Source organism: Nocardia sp. NPDC004582, from assembly GCF_053602115.1.
In genome coordinates, this window is record NZ_JBSGCY010000135.1 from 1 (window position 1) to 17,174 (window position 17,174).

Consider the following 17,174-nt stretch of genomic DNA (forward strand, 5'->3'; position numbering starts at 1 on the left):
GGCGGCGGGCACCCCCGCCGCCGGGGCGCCCGCGGCGCCGGCCGGGCCCGATGCCGTCGCCATCGACAATTTCGCGTTCGGTCCCGGTTCGCTGACCGTCACGGCCGGAACCACGGTGACCTGGACCAACAAGGACGAGGAGCCGCACACGGTGGTCGCCGACGACGGGACCTTCCGGTCGCCGACGCTGGGGACGGGCGCGACCTACACGTTCACCTTCCCCAAACCGGGCACCTTCGCCTACGTCTGCTCGATCCATCCGTTCATGCACGCGACCGTGGTGGTGACGCCATGAGCACCGAGGAGGACGCCCGCGATCCGCAGCGGATGACGCGCCGCCAGCTGATGCGGCACAGCGCCTGGTTCGGCGCGGCGGTGGGCCTGGCGGTGGTGGGCGGCGAGGTGGTCTCGCACGTGGCGGGCAGCGCACTGGCCGCCCCGGCACGGCCGACGCTGCGGTTCGCGCAGGTCAGCGACAGCCACATCGGATTCACCGGGACCGCGAACACGAGTGTCACCGACACCTTCTCCGAGGCGATCGCGCAGGTGAATTCGCTGGGCTATCAGCCCGATTTCGTGATCCACACCGGTGATCTGACTCACCTCGCGACCGCGGAGCAGTTCGATCAGGTCAAGCAGATGATGGGCGGGTTGTCGACGCCGCACGTGTTCACGGTTCCGGGAGAACATGATTCGAGCGATGACGGCGGCTCGCGGTACCGGTCGGTGTTCGGCGGCGGCACCCGCGGTGACGGCTGGTACAGCTTCGACATCGCGGGCGTCCACGTGATCGGGTTGGTCAACACCCTCAACCTGAAGAACCTGGGCCATCTCGGGCAGGATCAGCTCGACTTCGTCCAGAAGGACGTGGCCGGATTGTCCAGCGACACACCGATCATCGTGTTCAGCCACATCCCACTGTTCGCCATGTACCCCCAATGGGGCTGGGGCACAGACGATGCCACGCAGGCGCTCAGCTACCTGAAGCGGTTCTCGTCGGTCACCTGCCTCAACGGCCATGTGCACCAGTTGTTCACGAAGACCGAGGGCAATGTCACCTTCTACAGCGGCACCACCACCGCCTATCCCCTGCCCAAGCCCGGCGACGGGCCCGCGCCCAAGCCGGTGACGCTGCCGGCGGGCAAGCTGCACCAGGCGCTGGGAATTCGCGAGGTGACCTTCCAGAAGGGGCAACAGCAACTCGCTATCAAGGAGCAGACGTTGAAATGACCACTGCCGACCGGCGTGTCGCTCGCGGGTCTCACACGAGTGTCATTTCACAGGGATGACCTGGTGATGGATGATCGAAAACGGCGAGTAATCTACTAGGCTGGGCAGTAACAAGATGCTGTGCAGCGATGCGGCGCACGGCGATTACAGGAGGGAAGCCATGCCACCCCGCCGTTTTCGGACGAACGCCGCAGCGAGCGTATTGGTCACGCTCGCGCTGGTGCTGGCGGCCTGCTCGTCCAATCTCCCGAGCGGGAAGGTCGGTCCGCGCACGCCGGTCGAGCAGTCCATCGTGGTGTCGCCCGCGCCGGGCTCGGACAAGGTGGATCCGTCGGCGCCGGTGAAGGTGAGCACCACCGGGGGCGTGCTGACCGATGTCGTGCTCACCAATGAGGACGGCAAGGTCATCGAGGGCACCTACACGCCGGACAAGACCGCGTGGAAGCCCAACGACCAGCTCGGCTACGGCCGCACCTACACGCTGAAGGCTTCCGGCGTCGACGTGACCGGTCCCACCGGGCCGGTCACCTCCACCTTCACCACCATCAACCCGAAGAACCAGACCAAGGTGTATCTGAACACCACGGGCGGGCAGGCCATCGTCGACGGCAACAGCTACGGTGTGGGCATGGTCATCGTCGCGCACTTCGACGAGGACATCCCGGACCGGGCGGCCGCGCAGAAGCGGCTGGTCGTCACCACCGATCCGCCGGTGGAGGGCTCCTGGTACTGGCTCGACAACCGCAACGCGCACTGGCGGCCCAAGGAGTACTGGAAGACCGGCACCAAGGTGAACGTGGCGGCCAACCTGTACGGCGTGGAGGTCGGCAACGGGCTGTTCGGGCAGGAGGACGCGAAGTCGCACTTCGTGATCGGGCCCTCGCACGTGTCCATCGCCGACGACAACACCAAACAGGTGCAGGTGTTCGAGAACGGTCAGCTGATCCGCACCATGCCCACCTCCATGGGGCGCGGCGGCTCCGAGACGGTCGCGGGCAAGACGTTCACGTTCTGGACCATGCCCGGCACCTACACGGTGATGGACAAGGCCAACCCGGTGATCATGGACTCCTCCTCCTACGGCCTGCCGATCAATTCGCGGCTCGGCTACAAGGAGACCATCGGCTGGGCCACCCGCATCAGCACCGACGGCATCTACCTGCATCAGCTCGACTCCACGGTGTGGGCGCAGGGCAATACCAACCTCTCGCACGGTTGCCTCAACCTCAATCTCGACAACGCGCAGTGGTTCTTCAACTTCGCGCAGCCCGGCGATGTGGTGGAGGTGCGCAATACCGGTGGCGCGCCGCTCGAGGTGTGGCAGAACGGCGACTGGACGCTGCCGTGGGATCAGTGGCTGGCCGGTAGCGCCGGCTGACGCCGCTCGCGCGCGGCCAGTTGCCCGGTGCGCGCGAGATACCAGGCCGCGACACAGAATTCGGCGGCCACCGTGCCCCACACCAGCGTCCACACCGAGTGGGTGCGCAGGGTGAGCAGCAGGGCGGTGGCCGCCACCGCGGTCCCGATCACCGCGCCGATCATGATGCCGACGGTGTCCTGGCGGACCGGCAGGATCGCGGTGGTGACGAACGAGGTGGTGGCGGTGGCGACCAGGACGCACACCTCGACCCGCAGCATCGGCACCACGGCGCGGAAGTCGTCGGCGTAGATGACCCGCACCGCCAGCGGCGCGGCGAGCCAGATCCCCGCCACCGCGACCGCCGCCACCATCACGCAGGCGGCCAGGGCGCGCAACTCGTGCCGCCAGAAGCCGGGATCGGTGCGTTCGCGCGCCATCCGCGGCAGCAGTGCCAGCCCGATCGGATCCAGCAGCGACTGGGTGGCGCGCACGAGTTTGTCGCCCGCCGAATACAACCCGAGCGAGGCGGCGTCGAGCACCGAGGAGTACACGGTGGCCGTCCCCTGCCCGTAGCTGGTGACCAGCAGCCGTGCGGCGAGCACGGGCGCGCCCTTGCGCAGAATCATCACCACTTCGCTCGGCCGCCCCGGTTTCCCGAACCGCTGGTTCGCGTCCCGCCAGGTCAGCGCGACCGTGACCACGGACGACAGCAGCAGGCACACCAGCACCGTCTCGGCGTGCGGCAGCCGCGGCAGCACCCCGACCAGCAGCACGAGATACACCACCCGCCCGGCGATCTGATACGACATCGAGGCCCCGAATCTGGCCTGCCCCACCAGCAGCCAGTCCTCGGACATCGACAGGAAGCCGCCGACGAACAATCCGAGCAGGATCATGCGCAGGTGCGCCCCGGCGCCGAACGACAGTCCCGCCGCGAGCGCGATCCCGAGCGCGCCGAGCCCGGCCGCCCGCACCGCGAGGTAACTCCCGCGCAGTTCATCGAGCCCGTCATCGCCCAGCAGCGCGGCCAGGAAGGTGTTGATCCCGAGGTCGACGACCAGTGATCCGAGGAAGTACGCCGACATCCCGATGGCCAGCAGCCCGACGCCGCTCACCCCGAGCGTCCGCGCGGTCAGCGGCACCGTCACCGCGGTGACCAGGAACTGCCCGTACTTGCCGAGGCTGACGAACCCGATGTCCCGCAGGACCGACAGCAGCCCATCCTCGGCCACCTTCGCGCGCACGCGTCCGACCAATGCGCCACCGAGTTGTCGCCGCTCCGCCATGGCGGTCCCTTTCTCCCCGACCGCGTGCCCCGGGCCGACGACGAAATTCTCCCGCCGCGCCTCCCCGCCCGCCACCGATCCCGCCCGGTTGGGGGAAACCGTAACGCCCTGTTCAAATGAACCGTTCAGTCCCGCAACCGGACCCGCGACCGCCCCAAATACCGGCCCGCTCCCGCCGCTGCCTGCACACTGGTCGCATGGAGATCACATCGGCCGTCGGCGCGATCCTCGGCGCCTTCGGATTGTCGGGCGCCGCGGGGCTCAATGCCTGGCTGCCCCTGCTGGTGGTGGGCGCCGCCGACCGCATGGGCTGGATCGACCTCGGCTCCTCCTACGGCTGGCTCTCCTCCACCCCGGCCCTGGTCGTGATCGCCCTGCTGCTCGTGTTCGACCTCATCGGCGACAAGATCCCCGCGATCGACTCGGTCCTGCACGCCATCGGCACCCTGGTGGCTCCCGTGTCCGGCGCGATCCTCTTCACCGCCGAGACCAGCATCTCCGCCAACCTCCCGCCCGCCGTCACCGCGATCCTCGGAGCGGTCACCGCGGGCAGCGTGCACGCGGGCCGCACGGTCGCCCGCCCCTTCGTCACGGGAACCACTGCGGGCGTGGGCAACCCGGTGGTCTCCACCGCCGAGGACGGCACCTCCCTGCTGCTCACCGTCCTGGCCCTGGCCGTCCCCGTACTCGCCTTCGCCGCCATCCTGCTACTGCTCCTCTTCCTGGGCTGGCTGGCGCTCCGGGCACGGCGCTGGCTGCGCACCCGCCGCGCCCGCAAGAACCGCCAAACGGACCGACTACAGCCGCGACCCCGACCCGGTTCCGTCACCCGGGAATCGCCCGCCGCGCCCGCAACGGAATCCGATCCCGGAACGCCTCGATAGCCGCCGCGACCTCGTACGGCGTCGCGGCGTCCTCGATCTCGTCGCGGTACAGCACCCGTCCCGCCACCGCGTCCAGGTCGAACCCCCACACCATCGACATCAGCGGATTGACGAACAGCTCGTAGTCCCCGCTCCGAGTCCGCGGCACCGACCGGTGATCCCCGAACTCCCCACGCGCCGCGTCGGTGATCGACGCACACACGATGCTCTCCCGATCAGGCGTGTTCCCCTGCACGAACGCCACCGCCCCGAGCCATTCGTCCACGGCCCGAATCCCCGGCGTCAAGGCGAAAACCCCATGGTAGGCACCCATTTTGGCCAGGGCTGCCACGTTCTCCAGAAAATGCGCATGGCACAGCCCGTGATGCGCGTCCACTCCGAAACCGACACACGCGACCACCTTGACCGGCACATCCAGCGCTGCCACCGCCAGCAGACTGGTGATGTCCTCCACCGGAGTTCCCAGCCCGGCCTCGTCTCCGGTCATCAGCAGGTCGGTTCCACCGTCGACCAGAACCACCCCGTCGACCTTCAATTCCGCCGCCAGCCACCGATAAGCCGCGCGAACCGCTTTCGTCCCACCCTTTTTGACCATGTAGACCCGGTCGCCATATCCGCGCTCCGCCAGCCACGCGGCGAGATGCCTCTCCGGGAAATAGGGCCGCGGCCCATCGGAATTCGGGCGCGCTTCGAAAACGCCCGGTCCGACCTGCACCGCCGTCGTGTGCTTGGCGGCGGTGCAGGTCAGATTCGCGAGGAACACCGTGCATCCTCGTTCGATCAGTGACAGCGCGATCGGCAGGCCGCTGAGCACGTCGAAACCCCCACCGGCCCCGGCGATCAGAACCCGCTCACAGTCCCGCAGCCGACGCAGGACCGGAGTATCGAACAAGGTAGGTGCTGACACCGGGCCCAGTGTAGGCAGGCTTCGTGGCGGAACGGGGGCTCAGCGGTCGGGACGGACCGCGCGCAGGATGAGGCCGGCGACCGCGTCGGGGCGGGAGACCGTGACGGCATGGGAGGCGTCGACCTCGATGGTGTGGGCGTCGGCGCGTTCGGCCATGAAACGCTGGGCCGCGACGGGAATGTTCTTGTCGGCGGTGGTGAGCAGGGCGAAGGCCGGGATGGTTCGCCAGGCGGCGGCCGCGGCCGGTTCCGCCAGGGCGGCGAGGGCGACCGGGCGCTGGGTCACCGCCATGGTGGCGGCGGTGGGGACGTCGGCGGCGAACTGCTGGGGGAACTCTTCCCGGCGGATGTAGAGCTCGGTCGCTTCGCTGCCGTCGGTGCCGCGGTAGGTCGCGGGGCGGGTGGTCGGGCCGAGGGTGGAGCCCGGGAACTTGTCGGTCAGTTCCAGTGCGCTCTCCCCGATCTCGGGAATGAAGGCCGCCACGTAGACCAGCGCGGTGACCTGCGACTTCCCTTGTGCGGCAACGCTGATGACGCTGCCGCCGTAGGAATGCCCGACCAGCACCACCGGGCCGTCGACGCTGTCGACGACGGAGGCGATGTAGTCGGCGTCGGAGGTGAGCCCGCGCAGGGGGTTGGCCGCCGCGAGGACCGGAATGCCCTCGGCGGCCAGGGTTTCGATGACGCCGTTCCAGCTGGAGGAATCGGCGAACGCCCCGTGTACCAGGACGACGGTCGGGGTTGTGGTCATAGGGTGTGCTCCTGAGCTGGGTTCGATGGTCAGGCCGGGTACAGCGCCGCGCGCAGGGTCGCGACGGCCTGGGCCACAGCGGCTTTCGCGGCGTGCGTGTCGTGCAGGGCGTTGACCATGACGAAGTCGTGGATGATGCCGCCGTAGCGCACCTGGGTGACGGGGACGCCGGCGGCGCGCAGCTTCGCGGCGTACGCCTCACCCTCGTCGCGCAGCACATCGGCCTCGGCGGTGATGACCAGGGCGGGCGGCAGCCCGGCGAGCTGGTCGGCGGTGGCGCGCAGCGGCGAGACGTCGATGCGGGCGCGGTCCTCGGCGCTGGTGGTGTACTGGTCCCAGAACCACTTCATGCCCTCGAGGGTCAGGAAGTAGCCCTCGGCGAACTGCCGGTAGGAGCCGGTGTCGAAGCTGGCGTCGGTCACCGGGTAGAACAGCACCTGCTGGGCGAAGGTGACGTCGCCGCGCTCCTTGGCCATGAGGGTCAGCGCGATGGCCATATTGCCGCCGACCGAGTCACCGGCGACGGCCAGCCGCGTGGCGTCGAGGCCCTTGCTCGCGCCATCGGTGGTGACCCACTGCGCGATTCGATACGACTGCTCGTTGGCGACCGGGTACCGCACGTCCGGCGAGCGATCGTATTCGGGGAACACGACGGCTGCCCGCGCGCCGACCGCGAGGTCGCGCACCAGCCGGTCGTGAGTGTGCGCGTCGCCGAAGACCCAGCCCGCGCCGTGCGTGTAGACGATCACCGGCAGCGGCTCGGTCACGCCCTGGGGTTTGACGATGCGGGCGCGCACCGATCCGGTGGGACCGCCCTCGACGGTGATCCACTCCTCGTCGATCTCCGGCTTGAAGATGGGCGAATCCTGCACCGAGTCAACGGCTTTGCGCCCCTCCTCGGGAGGCAGCTGGTACAGGAACGGCGGCTGCGAGGTGGCGTCCACGAACTCCTGGGCGGCCGGTTCGAGCGAGAGGTGGTGCGGGTTTCCGGACATGAATGATCCTTTCCGCGACGCCGGTGATGGGGGCGGGCGCCACGGTAGTCATTTTCGTCCGGAAGCACCTCGCGCCGCCCCGCGCTGTGGGCCGCGAAATCCACGATTCAGGACACGGCCGCGATCGCCGATTCCGGGCCGTCCATCCAGTTCGCCGAGCCGGTCGTCCGGAAACGCTGTTGGTAACTGCGCGGCGAAACACCCAGGCGCGCAACGAAAGCCCGGCGCAGCGCCTCACTGCTGCCGTAGCCCGCGGCCATGGCGGCCTCGGTCACCGTGGACCCGGCGTGCAGCAGGTCGCGCGCGACGCCGAACCGGATGAAGGCCACGTATTCGGCCGGTGAGCGCTCGAGTTCGGATCGGAACAGCCGGGTCAGATGCCGCACGCTCACCTGCGCGTGCGCCGCCAGGGTCGTCACCGTATGTGGGAAGGCCGGATCCGCGCAGACGAGATCGACGACCCGGCGCACCAGCGGGCTGCGCGGCACCGGACCGGTCAGCGAGGCCGAGAACTGCGACTGCCCGCCCGCCCGCTGCATGTACACCACCAGCAACTGCGCCGTCCGCCGCGCCACGTCCGCACCGTGATCCTCCTCCACCAGCGCGAGCGCCAGATCCACGCCCGCCGCGACTCCGGCCGAGCTGTAGAGGTTTCCGTCTCGCACGAAGATGGCGTCGGCGTCCACCTCGACCGCTGGGAACCGCCGGGCCAGATCCGGTGCGAACTTCCAGTGCGTGGTCACGCGCCGCCCGTCCAGCAGGCCGAGTTCGGCCAGCACCGCGGTCCCACTGCAGATCGACACCAGCCGCCGGGTGCGCGCGGACAGATGCCGGGCCGCCGCCAGCACGGCCGGCGTCACGAAGACCGACGCGGGCAGCTCACTGCCGGGGACGACGACGGTGTCGAACCGCCCGGCCTCGGCCGCGGCCGCGTTCACCGCCACCTTCGCGCCGATCGAGGTCTGCACCTCCCGCCCGTCCGGCGAGAGCAACACCACGTCGTAGTCGTGCACCGCCTGGTTGGCCTCCATGAAGACCTCCGCGGGACCGGCGAAGTCGAGCATCTTCACACCATCGAAGACGAGGATCCCCACCCGTCGGCGGTTCGGACCGGAAGATTTGGCTGACATGTCCACCAGTATTCTGGAGGTGAGCCTCCAGAACAAGCGGAGTGCGCCAGATCGCAGATTGATACGGTGATCCCCATGGGCAGACCACGGCAGTTCGACGAGCAGGCCTTGCTCGACGCCGCGGTGGAACTCTTCTGGGCGAAGGGTTTCGACACCACGTCGGTCGAGGACGTCTCGCGCGCGACCGGCATCGGCAACGGCAGCATCTACGCCGCCTACACCAGCAAACGCGGTCTGTTCCTGGCCGCCTTCGAACGTTACTGCGAGCAACGCGCCCGCTTCGTGCGCGAGACCGTCGAGTCGGCGCCCGGCTCCGCCCGCGACGCGGTCCGCGCCCTCTGCCGAGCCGTCATCGACGACTGCGCCGCCCACCCCGACCACCGCGGCTGCCTGATGCTCAACAGCATCGCCAACCTCGCCACCCGCATTCCCGAGGTCGCCGCCATCGCCACCCGGACAACGACGGCGATGGAATCCGCGGTGGCCCAACGTCTCCGCCCCGCCATGACCGAACCCGACGACGCCCTGCTCGCCACCCTCGGCGCCGGCATCATCATGACCACCCAGGGGCTCATCCAATTGAGCCGCATGGGCGTGCCCCCGTCGCGCCTGAGCGAAATCGCCGACGTCTCCTGCGAGATCCTTCCCCCGGCCTGGGCCGACCTGCCCCAGAACCGAACTCCCCCAACGGTGGCGGCATCCCGCGAATTAATGTAGTGAGCAGTCGATATTCGTTGACTTCGGGTCGCGGCTCGGGTTCAATCGGCCGATCAGTCGAAAGGAACTGCTTCTCATGAAGGTTCGGGGTCCGATTCTGGCCGTGGCGGTCGCCTGCGCCGCCCTCGCGGCGCCGGGGCAGGCGGGGGCGGATAGTCCGGCGGGGCCGGATGGCGCCGCGTTCTACAACCCGCCCGCCGCGATGGTGCCCGGCGCGCACGGATCGCTGATCTGGTCCACGCCTGTGACGGGAAGTCCCGGATTGCCGGGGGCCACGAACACGAAGGTGCTGTATCGGTCGGTTGATCTGCAGGGCAACACCGTCGCGGTGTCGGGGGTCGTGTCGGTTCCCGCCGGAACGCCGCCGGCCGGCGGGTGGCCGGTGATCTCGTGGGCGCACGGCACCACGGGAACCGCGGATGTCTGTGCACCGTCGATGGATTCGGATTCCAGCTATCCTTCCCATCCCTACACCTCGCTGACCGATCAGACGCTGGCGCAATGGGTTTCGGCCGGGTACGCGGTGTTGAAGACCGACTATCAGGGGTTGGGCACGCCCGGGGAGCACGGCTATCTGATCGGGACCGCCGAGGCTCGGGCCGTTGCCGACATTGTCACCGCGGCACGGGAATTGGATCCGTCGGTCGGGTCGAAGTGGGTCGCGGCGGGGCATTCACAGGGTGGTCACGCGGCGGTGTGGTCCGATGCGCAGGCGCGGGAGTGGGCGCCGGGGTCGACGCTGCTGGGGGCGGTGGCCTTGGCTCCGGCCTCGCATGTCGGGGCGGCGTACGCGGTGACGGGGTCACCGTTGGGGAGCCTGCTGAGCGGTAGTGCCGGGACAGGCAGTGCGGGCAGCGGGAGTGCCGCCCTCACCGGTAGTGCGCCGAGCGCGTTCACTCCGCTGATCCTGACCGGCGCTTCGACGGCCGGGGATATTCACCTGCCCAGCATCTTGACTCCCGCGGCGGCGAGCTTGATGCCGCTGGCGCAGACGGACTGCATCGATCAGCTGCGTCAGAGCCAGTGGGGGCAGCTGCCGTTCAATCAGACCTTCGCCTCGGGCGCCGACACGTCGGCGTTGCGCTCGATCCTGGACGCGAACGATCCGAGCTCGCTGAAGTTCTCGACTCCCTTGTACGTCGCGCAGGGGAAGGCGGACACGGTGGTGCCGCCGACCGCCACCGATGCGATGGTGGCCCAGATGCAGGTGGCGGGGCGGCCTGTGACGTACAAGACCTATCCGGATGTCGACCACCGCTCGCTGATCGCGGCTTCCTCCGCGGACGTCCTCGCTTGGGTGAACAAGCTGTTCGGCCGCTGAGCGGGCGACTCCGGCCTGGCCGCGCCGAGGCTCAGGACAGGTCGGAGAAGTGGACGGTGTGGGCGACTGCGGTGACGTGCAGGCCGTCCGAGGCGGGCCGGATCGAGGTGAGGCGGGCGCCCAGCGGAAGTTTCTCCAGCGGGATCGTGAAGGTCAGGGATTCGCCGAGCGTCGCCAGGGGCAGGGTGGGGCCGCCCGCCGCGGCTTGGATGGACGTCGGGGTCACGACGATGCCGTTGTCGGCGAGAGCGACGCTGACGAAGACCGTCGCGGGGACCGGGATCCCGGCCACGGGAAAGGTCCCGGCGACGCGCAGGCCCTCGGGGCTGTCGGAGATGGATTCCACGCCCGCCGGGGCGTACCGCTGGACCGTGTCATACGGGACGCGGGCCGTGGCGGTGGCGGTGGCGGCGGTGAGATTCTCGGTGCGCTTGTCGATGACGTCGCCCAAAGGCGCGGAGACATCGGCGAGTTCGACGTTCAGGTCGCGGACCGAGATGTCGGGGTCGCTCCAATCGCCGATGCGGATGCCGATATCGGAGTACGTGCCATCCACCGCCTGAGTCAGAAAGGGGAATCCGCCGATCGTGACCCTGGGTTGGCCGGGCAATTTGTAATCGGCGGCGATCTGGCGGGCGATCTCGTTCTGGGCCATGCCGACCGCGACGCGGTCGCCGACGATCAGCGCGATCGCCAGCACGACCAGCAGGATCAGCAGTCCGCGCATGTGTTCATCCGTTCAGCCATGCCACCCATCATGCTGGCGAATCCCGGTGATGAGGACGGGCGCGCGGAATCGGACGCGAATGCCCACGAAATCGCCACAATGTACGCATGAAATCCACCCGCATAGTGCTCGCCTCCCGCCCGGTCGGGATGCCCGAGCAGGAGAACTTCCGGACCGAGACCGTGGAGCTGGAGCCGCCGCGGCCGGGCGAGGCACTGTTGCAGACGCTGTACCTGTCGCTGGACCCGTACATGCGCGGGCGGATGAGCGACGCGCCGTCCTACGCACCGCCGGTCGAGGTCGGCGACACCATGTGCGGCGGCGCGGTCTCGCGGGTCATCGAATCCACCGATCCGGCACTGCGACCCGGCGATATCGTGCTCGGCTGGGCCGGATGGCAGACGCATTCGATCGAGAACGTCCAGGCCCTGCAGAAGCTCGATCCGGCGGCCGCGCCGCTCACCACCGCGCTCGGCGTGCTCGGCATGCCAGGGCTGACCGCCTACACCGGCCTGCTCACCATCGGCCGCCCGAAGCCGGGCCAGACTGTGGTGGTCGCGGCCGCCACCGGCCCGGTCGGCGCGACGGTCGGCCAGATCGCGAAGATTCAGGGCGCGCGGGCCGTCGGCATCGCGGGTGGCCCGGAGAAGGTGGCGCTGCTGCGGGAGCGCTTCGGCTTCGACGCCGCGATCGACCATCGCGCACCCGATTTCGCCGAGCAGCTGGCCGCCGCCACCCCGGACGGTATCGACGTCTACTTCGAGAATGTCGGCGGCGCGGTCTTCGACGCGGTGCTGCCGCGCCTGAACACCTACGCCCGGGTTCCCCTGTGCGGCTTGGTCGCCAACTACAACGACACCGATCTGCCACCCGGCCCGGACCGGCTGCCGCTGCTTACCTCGAACATCCTGCGCAAGAGCCTGACCGTGCGCGGCTTCATCGTGTCGGAGTTCTGGGATCAGATCGGCGAGTTCCGACCGACCGCGGCGCAATGGATCGCGGAGGGCAAGCTCACCTATCTGGAGGACATCGTCGACGGCCTCGAGCACGCGGTCGAGGCCTTCCAGGGTCTGCTCACCGGCAAGAACGTCGGCAAGCTGATCATCAAGGTCGCGGACTGACGCCTAGCGCATGGCGGTGATGTAGGGACGCAGCCCGAGCGCGATATCCACGCACACCCCCAGCAGCACATCGCGTTCCACGGGGTCGAGCGGGTGTTTCAGCCACAGCCGGGTGCCCAGGATCGGTACCGGCAGCGGCTGTCCCGCTCGATCCCACCAGAACGACTCGTCGTAGATCTCGTTCACCAGCCGCCCCAGCGTCCAGCCGCCGGCGGTGCGCACCACGTCGAGCCGGCCCACCTCGGCGCCCATGCGGTCCAGCACGACCAGCCGGAACAGCTCGGGGGTGCGCGGCTCATCGGGGTCGGGCACGAAGTGGAAAAGCGTTCCCGCCGTGGATCCGACGGCGGTGGAGGTGTCGGCGCGCTGGATCGAGCCGACGGCGGTGCCGTCGCCACGGCTGATCACGGTGGGCGCGGCGGACTTGGATTCCACCCACACCACCGAGCCGTCGGTATAGGTGATTCGATGCCTGCCGGTGCCGCCGTTCTTGAAGCCGAACAGGATGGCGGCCTTGGCTCCGAGCCCGTTGCCCGCGCCCTGCACCCCCGTGGCCAGCGTGTCCTCGGGCCCCACACTGAAGGTGATCTCCAGGGCGTTGTTCAGCTTGTGCACGACCCGGCCCTCGATCATTGTCGAGCGGTCTCGCGACGCTGGCATCATTCGATCGTAGGCCGGTGGCACCGGCGCGAGGCGGTTTCGCGGCGGCACGCCGGAGCCGACGCGCACCCCGGACTCACTTGCCGTCGGGGAATCCCACCGTGGCGAGCGCGGTCGTCCAGTCGGTCGCGATGGCGACCTGCGCGTCGCTCAGCGCGACCTTGCCGTCGCAGATCAGGGTGTGCAGCTTGGACTCGACGCCGTCCTTGGGGTTGTTCGGCCCCGCCCCGTCCTTGTGCCCCGGGGACGGCGGCTCGACCCAGAGGTTGCGCGCGTCATTGGGGTCGCCGCCGAGTTCGAGCGAGATGAGGTGGTCGTACTCGCCGTCGCGCGGGTCGCCGTTGTAGGCGTAGGACTTGATGTTCTCGGTCTTCTCCCGGCCGGTGATCGTGCTGTTGGGCCGAATCGAGGCGGTGTAACCCGACTTACAGATGGTGTCGGCCAGATTGGCCGCTGTCACTGTGGGATTCCGCGCGCCCGGGGTGCAGGCCGGGTCGGGCAGCGGCTGACCGTCGGCGGTCTTGCGATAGTGGCAGCTGCCGGGCGCAGGCTGCGCCTGCACGGTGTAGGTGCCCTGGGGTCCGGGGCCGGCCGGGATCGAGGTGGCGTTCTGTTTGGGCGCGGGCTGCGGAACCGCCTGGGCGGGAACATTGGCCGGATGTGTGGCGGCCTCCTTCGAGCATCCGATCGTCAAGCTCAGGACCATCAGGGCCATGGCAAGCCCTTTGTGCGCCTTCATAACTTCCCCTGCTCGGCCCGGACAGCAGCCTAATTGTGCGCTATCCCTTGGTGATCGGCCACTCTTCCACGCCGACACACCCTGTCGAGCGCGGAACCTCGCCGCCCGCCGAACAATACATACCAACCGGTTATGCTGCGTGAATGACAGCAGATCTGTCGCACTCTCCAGCGACATTCCAACCGGTCGGCACCAATGGAATTCGCGGTCGCGCCCTCGCGCTCGCCGGCCTGCTGCTGGGCGTGGGCACCCTGCATTTCCTCACGCCCAAGCCCTTCGACACCCTGATCCCACCCCAGCTGCCGGGCCAACCCCGCACCTACACCCACGTCTCGGGAGCGGCCGAACTCACCGCCGGCGCCCTGCTCGCCATCCCGCGCACCCGCGGTCTGGGTGCGCGGCTCGCGGCCCTGATCTTCATCGCGGTCTTCCCCGGCAACCTGTACATGGCCTACGACTGGCTCAGCAGCGACCGCGCCCTGCCGTTGAAAGCCGGTGCCCTGCTCCGCCTCCCGCTCCAGATCCCGCTGGTGATCACCGCGCGACGGGTGTACCGCGCCGCGCGGTGATCGGCCTCACTCGGTGGTCAGGAACCCGTCGAAGGACGGGTCCGGCAGTTTGAGCTGGGCGTGGATATCACCGCCCAGCCCGAAATGCCCTATCGCGCCGCCGTAGTTCTGCTGATAGCTCTGCCAGAGCACGACCACACTGATGATGCGATTCGCGCCCGGCAGCGCCGGATCCGGGAACGGGTTCGGCAGCACCGCCCGGTAGCTCGCCGCGCCGTACTCGTCGGTGACGAACACATTGGGCACGCCCAGCGGCCCGGGCCGGGTGGGCGCCTCCGGGTCCAAGTCCTTGGCACGCAAGGACATCACCGTGTACAGCGAATCCGGGATGAGCCCGGTGAACTCGAACCGGAACTCCGCCTGCCGCGCATCGTCGAGATCGACGGTCACGTCCAGGGTGCCACGCGCCCGCAGCCAGTCCCCCAGTGTCACCGGGCCGGTCAGCTTGCGTCCGTCCTCGGGCCGGAGGTCCGGGATGGGCGTCTCGTGGAACGGGTAGCTCGGCCGCGTCACGCTCGCGGCTTCGGGGAGCTGATCGGGCGCGAAGACCACCGGATAGTTGTTGGCGGGCAGCGGAAGCGGCAGCGTGTGCAGGACTTCCGCCGCATCCGCCGCCGGCAACTCGTCGGGCAGTTCCCGCACGATCGTGTACGCCGACAGCGCACCGAAGGCTGGTACGGGCGTGTCGGCCGCGACGATGGCCCGACCCCAGCGACGGGTGACGGTGCCCCCGGGCCCCGGCACGGTCAGGTACCCCACGACGATGAAATCGCCGTGGGCGTCGAGCACTTCGCTCGGCGGGTAGAGCGGCCCCTGGGTGGTGGGGGTGAGTTCGTAGCGCTTGGTCACCATACGGAGAGCACCTCCTGGTCGGAGAGAAATCGGCCCGGGTCGCCGACGGACGCGCCGACCCGATCGGACAGGTGCAGCCAGCCGGTGCCGTGGACCGCGAGCACGGCGTCGTCACCGCGATAGCCGGGGTGCGCGACCGCCCGCAGGAACGGCAGGTCGCTGGCGTGATCGCCGTAGCCGTAACTGTTCTCACGCGGGATACCCCGTTCGCTCAGGAACTCGGTGACGGCCGTGGCCTTGGCCTCGCCGATCATGGGCCGCCACACCTCGCCGGTGAGCACGCCGTCCGCGTCGGCGACGGGCACGGTGGCGATGACGTGGTCGGCGCCGACCGCCGCCGCCACCGGTGCGATGGCCGCGCCGAACGAGCCCGACAGCAGCACCGTGGCGTGCCCGGAATCGCGGTGTGCGCGCAGTCTTTCCACCGTGTCGGTGTAGTAGACGGTGTCGCCGGCGGAGAATTCCGCGAACCAGCGCTGCCCGGCCGCGTCCAGCGCGGTGGCCTCGACTCCGCGATAGGCCTGGTAGTACTGCCGATTCACCTCCTCCCGTGGTGCGCCCGCGGCGGCCCGCTGCTGGATCTCCCCGGTCAGTCGCGCGTATTCGCCGCCGTCGTCGCCGTTCTCGGCCAGCCAGAACCGCAGGAACGCGAACATGCTCTTGACGGTGATCAGGGTTTCGTCGACGTCGAAGAACGCCGCGCCCGCGCTCATGCCACCTCGTCGAGGTAGGCCGCGATCGCCTTGGCCGCCTTGTGCCGTTCGATCTGCGAGATGCGCTCGCTGGGCAGCGCGGCGTAGCCGATCCGGGTGGTGGCGACGACGCGGCCGAGCTGACGCACCTCCACCTCGATGCTGAATTCCAGCTTTCCGGGATCGTCGATGGACACCGGGGTCAGCGTCGCGTGCAGGGTGGCGGGCAGCGGGAACAGGAAGGACTCGAACTCCAAGGCGATGCTGTTCCACACGATGTAGAAGTGCTTCTCGGGCCAGCGTCGGCCGTACTCCAGCTCGAACGCGCCGAGGAACAGCTGGCGTACCGCCTCCACGATCACGATTCCCTGCACGTGCTCGCCGGTCTGATGGTCGAGCAGTAGTTCGTTGTCGCCGTGGATCCGCAGATCCGCCCGGAACGCGGTCTCCGATTCCCGGACCAGCCCGGCCAGCAGCACATTCGAGTGCTGATACTTGTGCACCTGGTGGCGCGGGGCCGGTTCGGCGACCGCTCCGGCCACCCGTAATCCGGCCGGGGCGTGCCCGGTCGCCACATGCTCGACGTAGTCGAGATCGTGGCGGGTGACCCCCTGCCCGAGCCGCACGGTCAGCGGCTCCTCCGCCGTCCGCCAGCGGCCCGCGCGCAGCGCGGCCACCAGACCGGACACGGTGAAGGCGCGATGGTCCGCGGCGATCCCGCGGAACCGGTCGGCCACCAGCAGCACCTCGGCGACGGCCGCCTCCGCCACGGTCGCGGACGCCGAATCGAGCTGAGCTACAGACATTTTCCCTCCGAGAACAAGACGCTTATGGCGACGCTCGCCACCATCCGGTCGTCACCCGGAGCACCCCACCGCCCGGAGGGTTGCCGCCCAGCGAGCCGGGGCTTCGCGCTGGAACTCATGACCGTGATCGAAACACTATGTAGCGCAGATCTTTTCGAGAATCATTTCGACCACGCCGATCGAAACCCGGCCGCGGCGGCCAGCGCCGCGCCCGTCGCCGCGAGCGCCGCGACGGCCGATGCGACGGCCGAATAGCCGTGCCGGGCGGTGAGATTGGCCAGCTGTGGGCCCGCGCTCGCACCGACGAACAGGGCGAAGGTGTACAGCGCCGTCGCCGCGCCGCGGTCCGCACCCGCGCGCGCCGTGATGGTCTGGACGGCGGCGGGAGCGGCCACCGCGACGGCGGCGACGAACACGAACAACCACAC

At 69.1% G+C, this 17,174-nt stretch carries 19 protein-coding genes, 1 pseudogene and 1 riboswitch; of the genes and pseudogenes, 8 read left to right on the forward strand and 12 right to left on the reverse strand.

All coding sequences use genetic code 11. From position 1 onward, the window contains the following. From ACWELJ_RS27665 to ACWELJ_RS27675, 3 genes are all read left to right on the forward strand, one after another. Nucleotides 1-295, forward strand: a 295-nt coding sequence (locus ACWELJ_RS27665; RefSeq protein ID WP_452369057.1) for a cupredoxin domain-containing protein, incomplete at its 5' end; no start/stop codon positions are given. Next, nucleotides 292-1,230 (forward strand): metallophosphoesterase, encoded by a 939-nt coding sequence (locus tag ACWELJ_RS27670; protein ID WP_452369058.1) that lies wholly within the window; start codon nt 292-294, stop codon nt 1,228-1,230. The genes ACWELJ_RS27665 and ACWELJ_RS27670, both read left to right, overlap by 4 nt. A 160-nt stretch (nt 1,231-1,390) precedes the next feature. After that, nucleotides 1,391-2,608 (forward strand): L,D-transpeptidase, encoded by a 1,218-nt coding sequence (locus ACWELJ_RS27675; RefSeq protein WP_452369059.1) that lies wholly within the window; start codon nt 1,391-1,393, stop codon nt 2,606-2,608. Here ACWELJ_RS27675 and ACWELJ_RS27680 read toward each other — a convergent pair. Next, nucleotides 2,581-3,846 (reverse strand): lipopolysaccharide biosynthesis protein, encoded by a 1,266-nt coding sequence (locus ACWELJ_RS27680; protein WP_452369075.1) that lies wholly within the window; start codon nt 3,844-3,846, stop codon nt 2,581-2,583. The two genes, ACWELJ_RS27675 and ACWELJ_RS27680, sit on opposite strands and share 28 nt — an antisense overlap. A gap of 227 nt (nt 3,847-4,073) precedes the next feature. Between ACWELJ_RS27680 and ACWELJ_RS27685 the strand changes: the two genes are divergently transcribed. Beyond that, entirely contained in the window at nt 4,074-4,760 is a 687-nt protein-coding gene (locus ACWELJ_RS27685; RefSeq protein WP_452369060.1) for a DUF4126 domain-containing protein, read from the forward strand. Here ACWELJ_RS27685 and ACWELJ_RS27690 read toward each other — a convergent pair. The 4 genes from ACWELJ_RS27690 to ACWELJ_RS27705 form a co-directional block, all read right to left on the reverse strand. Then, on the reverse strand, nt 4,702-5,667 hold the full coding sequence (locus ACWELJ_RS27690) for a DUF1152 domain-containing protein (RefSeq protein ID WP_452369061.1): 966 nt from the start codon (nt 5,665-5,667) through the stop codon (nt 4,702-4,704). The two genes, ACWELJ_RS27685 and ACWELJ_RS27690, sit on opposite strands and share 59 nt — an antisense overlap. Before the next feature lie 39 nt (nt 5,668-5,706). Next, on the reverse strand, nt 5,707-6,417 hold the full coding sequence (locus tag ACWELJ_RS27695; RefSeq protein ID WP_452369062.1) for an alpha/beta fold hydrolase: 711 nt from the start codon (nt 6,415-6,417) through the stop codon (nt 5,707-5,709). A 29-nt stretch (nt 6,418-6,446) separates the two neighbouring features. After that, nucleotides 6,447-7,412 (reverse strand): alpha/beta hydrolase, encoded by a 966-nt coding sequence (locus tag ACWELJ_RS27700; RefSeq protein ID WP_452369063.1) that lies wholly within the window; start codon nt 7,410-7,412, stop codon nt 6,447-6,449. A 107-nt stretch (nt 7,413-7,519) separates the two neighbouring features. After that, nucleotides 7,520-8,542: a GlxA family transcriptional regulator gene (locus ACWELJ_RS27705; RefSeq protein ID WP_452369064.1), complete on the reverse strand. Its 1,023-nt coding sequence runs from the start codon at nt 8,540-8,542 to the stop codon at nt 7,520-7,522. Nucleotides 8,543-8,617: 75 nt separating this feature from the next. Between ACWELJ_RS27705 and ACWELJ_RS27710 the strand changes: the two genes are divergently transcribed. Beyond that, complete coding sequence (locus ACWELJ_RS27710; protein WP_452369065.1) at nt 8,618-9,259, forward strand: TetR/AcrR family transcriptional regulator; 642 nt, start codon at nt 8,618-8,620, stop codon at nt 9,257-9,259. A gap of 76 nt (nt 9,260-9,335) precedes the next feature. After that, nucleotides 9,336-10,580: an alpha/beta hydrolase family protein gene (locus ACWELJ_RS27715; RefSeq protein ID WP_452369066.1), complete on the forward strand. Its 1,245-nt coding sequence runs from the start codon at nt 9,336-9,338 to the stop codon at nt 10,578-10,580. Between the two features lie 31 nt (nt 10,581-10,611). Here ACWELJ_RS27715 and ACWELJ_RS27720 read toward each other — a convergent pair whose 3' ends face one another. Continuing rightward, complete coding sequence (locus ACWELJ_RS27720; RefSeq protein WP_452369067.1) at nt 10,612-11,307, reverse strand: LmeA family phospholipid-binding protein; 696 nt, start codon at nt 11,305-11,307, stop codon at nt 10,612-10,614. Between the two features lie 107 nt (nt 11,308-11,414). Here ACWELJ_RS27720 and ACWELJ_RS27725 point away from each other — a divergent pair, with 107 nt between their 5' ends. Then, complete coding sequence (locus tag ACWELJ_RS27725) at nt 11,415-12,428, forward strand: NADP-dependent oxidoreductase (RefSeq protein ID WP_452369068.1); 1,014 nt, start codon at nt 11,415-11,417, stop codon at nt 12,426-12,428. 3 nt (nt 12,429-12,431) lie between these two features. Here the strand turns inward: ACWELJ_RS27725 and ACWELJ_RS27730 are convergent, their stop codons facing one another. Together ACWELJ_RS27730 and ACWELJ_RS27735 are read right to left on the reverse strand one after the other, a co-directional pair. Next, nucleotides 12,432-13,088: a hypothetical protein gene (locus ACWELJ_RS27730; RefSeq protein ID WP_452369069.1), complete on the reverse strand. Its 657-nt coding sequence runs from the start codon at nt 13,086-13,088 to the stop codon at nt 12,432-12,434. 76 nt (nt 13,089-13,164) lie between these two features. Then, nucleotides 13,165-13,827 (reverse strand): hypothetical protein, encoded by a 663-nt coding sequence (locus ACWELJ_RS27735; RefSeq protein ID WP_452369070.1) that lies wholly within the window; start codon nt 13,825-13,827, stop codon nt 13,165-13,167. Between the two features lie 143 nt (nt 13,828-13,970). Here ACWELJ_RS27735 and ACWELJ_RS27740 point away from each other — a divergent pair, with 143 nt between their 5' ends. Beyond that, nucleotides 13,971-14,396, forward strand: coding sequence for a DoxX family protein (locus tag ACWELJ_RS27740; protein ID WP_452369071.1), 426 nt, complete (start codon nt 13,971-13,973; stop codon nt 14,394-14,396). Nucleotides 14,397-14,402: 6 nt separating this feature from the next. On the opposite strand, the gene ACWELJ_RS27745 is transcribed toward ACWELJ_RS27740, so the two are convergent. From ACWELJ_RS27745 to ACWELJ_RS27760, 4 genes and pseudogenes are all read right to left on the reverse strand, one after another. After that, nucleotides 14,403-15,248, reverse strand: a complete 846-nt coding sequence (locus ACWELJ_RS27745) for a hypothetical protein (protein ID WP_452369072.1) — start codon at nt 15,246-15,248, stop codon at nt 14,403-14,405. Continuing rightward, nucleotides 15,242-15,961, reverse strand: a complete 720-nt coding sequence (locus ACWELJ_RS27750) for an HAD family hydrolase (RefSeq protein WP_452369073.1) — start codon at nt 15,959-15,961, stop codon at nt 15,242-15,244. Before ACWELJ_RS27750 ends, ACWELJ_RS27745 begins: the two co-directional genes overlap by 7 nt. Then, a complete protein-coding gene (locus ACWELJ_RS27755) occupies nt 15,958-16,746 on the reverse strand; it encodes an AfsA-related hotdog domain-containing protein (protein ID WP_452369074.1) in 789 nt (262 codons plus the stop codon). Before ACWELJ_RS27755 ends, ACWELJ_RS27750 begins: the two co-directional genes overlap by 4 nt. 13 nt (nt 16,747-16,759) lie before the next feature. After that, nucleotides 16,760-16,869, reverse strand: a riboswitch (SAM riboswitch). A gap of 38 nt (nt 16,870-16,907) precedes the next feature. After that, a pseudogene (locus tag ACWELJ_RS27760) lies at nt 16,908-17,174 on the reverse strand (hypothetical protein); the annotation flags it as partial.

Excerpts from the sequence above, each read along its gene's own strand:
- ACWELJ_RS27755 (WP_452369074.1), bottom strand. The coding sequence starts at position 16,746 with ATGTCTGTAGCTCAGCTCGATTCGGCGTCCGCGACCGTGGCGGAGGCG.
- ACWELJ_RS27745 (WP_452369072.1), bottom strand. The coding sequence starts at position 15,248 with ATGGTGACCAAGCGCTACGAACTCACCCCCACCACCCAGGGGCCGCTC.
- ACWELJ_RS27720 (WP_452369067.1), bottom strand. The coding sequence starts at position 11,307 with ATGCGCGGACTGCTGATCCTGCTGGTCGTGCTGGCGATCGCGCTGATC.
- ACWELJ_RS27750 (WP_452369073.1), bottom strand. The coding sequence starts at position 15,961 with ATGAGCGCGGGCGCGGCGTTCTTCGACGTCGACGAAACCCTGATCACC.
- ACWELJ_RS27700 (WP_452369063.1), bottom strand. The coding sequence starts at position 7,412 with ATGTCCGGAAACCCGCACCACCTCTCGCTCGAACCGGCCGCCCAGGAG.
- ACWELJ_RS27735 (WP_452369070.1), bottom strand. The coding sequence starts at position 13,827 with ATGAAGGCGCACAAAGGGCTTGCCATGGCCCTGATGGTCCTGAGCTTG.
- ACWELJ_RS27740 (WP_452369071.1), top strand. The coding sequence starts at position 13,971 with ATGACAGCAGATCTGTCGCACTCTCCAGCGACATTCCAACCGGTCGGC.
- ACWELJ_RS27675 (WP_452369059.1), top strand. The coding sequence starts at position 1,391 with ATGCCACCCCGCCGTTTTCGGACGAACGCCGCAGCGAGCGTATTGGTC.
- ACWELJ_RS27670 (WP_452369058.1), top strand. The coding sequence starts at position 292 with ATGAGCACCGAGGAGGACGCCCGCGATCCGCAGCGGATGACGCGCCGC.
- ACWELJ_RS27705 (WP_452369064.1), bottom strand. The coding sequence starts at position 8,542 with ATGTCAGCCAAATCTTCCGGTCCGAACCGCCGACGGGTGGGGATCCTC.
- ACWELJ_RS27730 (WP_452369069.1), bottom strand. The coding sequence starts at position 13,088 with ATGCCAGCGTCGCGAGACCGCTCGACAATGATCGAGGGCCGGGTCGTG.
- ACWELJ_RS27695 (WP_452369062.1), bottom strand. The coding sequence starts at position 6,417 with ATGACCACAACCCCGACCGTCGTCCTGGTACACGGGGCGTTCGCCGAT.
- ACWELJ_RS27685 (WP_452369060.1), top strand. The coding sequence starts at position 4,074 with ATGGAGATCACATCGGCCGTCGGCGCGATCCTCGGCGCCTTCGGATTG.
- ACWELJ_RS27710 (WP_452369065.1), top strand. The coding sequence starts at position 8,618 with ATGGGCAGACCACGGCAGTTCGACGAGCAGGCCTTGCTCGACGCCGCG.
- ACWELJ_RS27725 (WP_452369068.1), top strand. The coding sequence starts at position 11,415 with ATGAAATCCACCCGCATAGTGCTCGCCTCCCGCCCGGTCGGGATGCCC.
- ACWELJ_RS27715 (WP_452369066.1), top strand. The coding sequence starts at position 9,336 with ATGAAGGTTCGGGGTCCGATTCTGGCCGTGGCGGTCGCCTGCGCCGCC.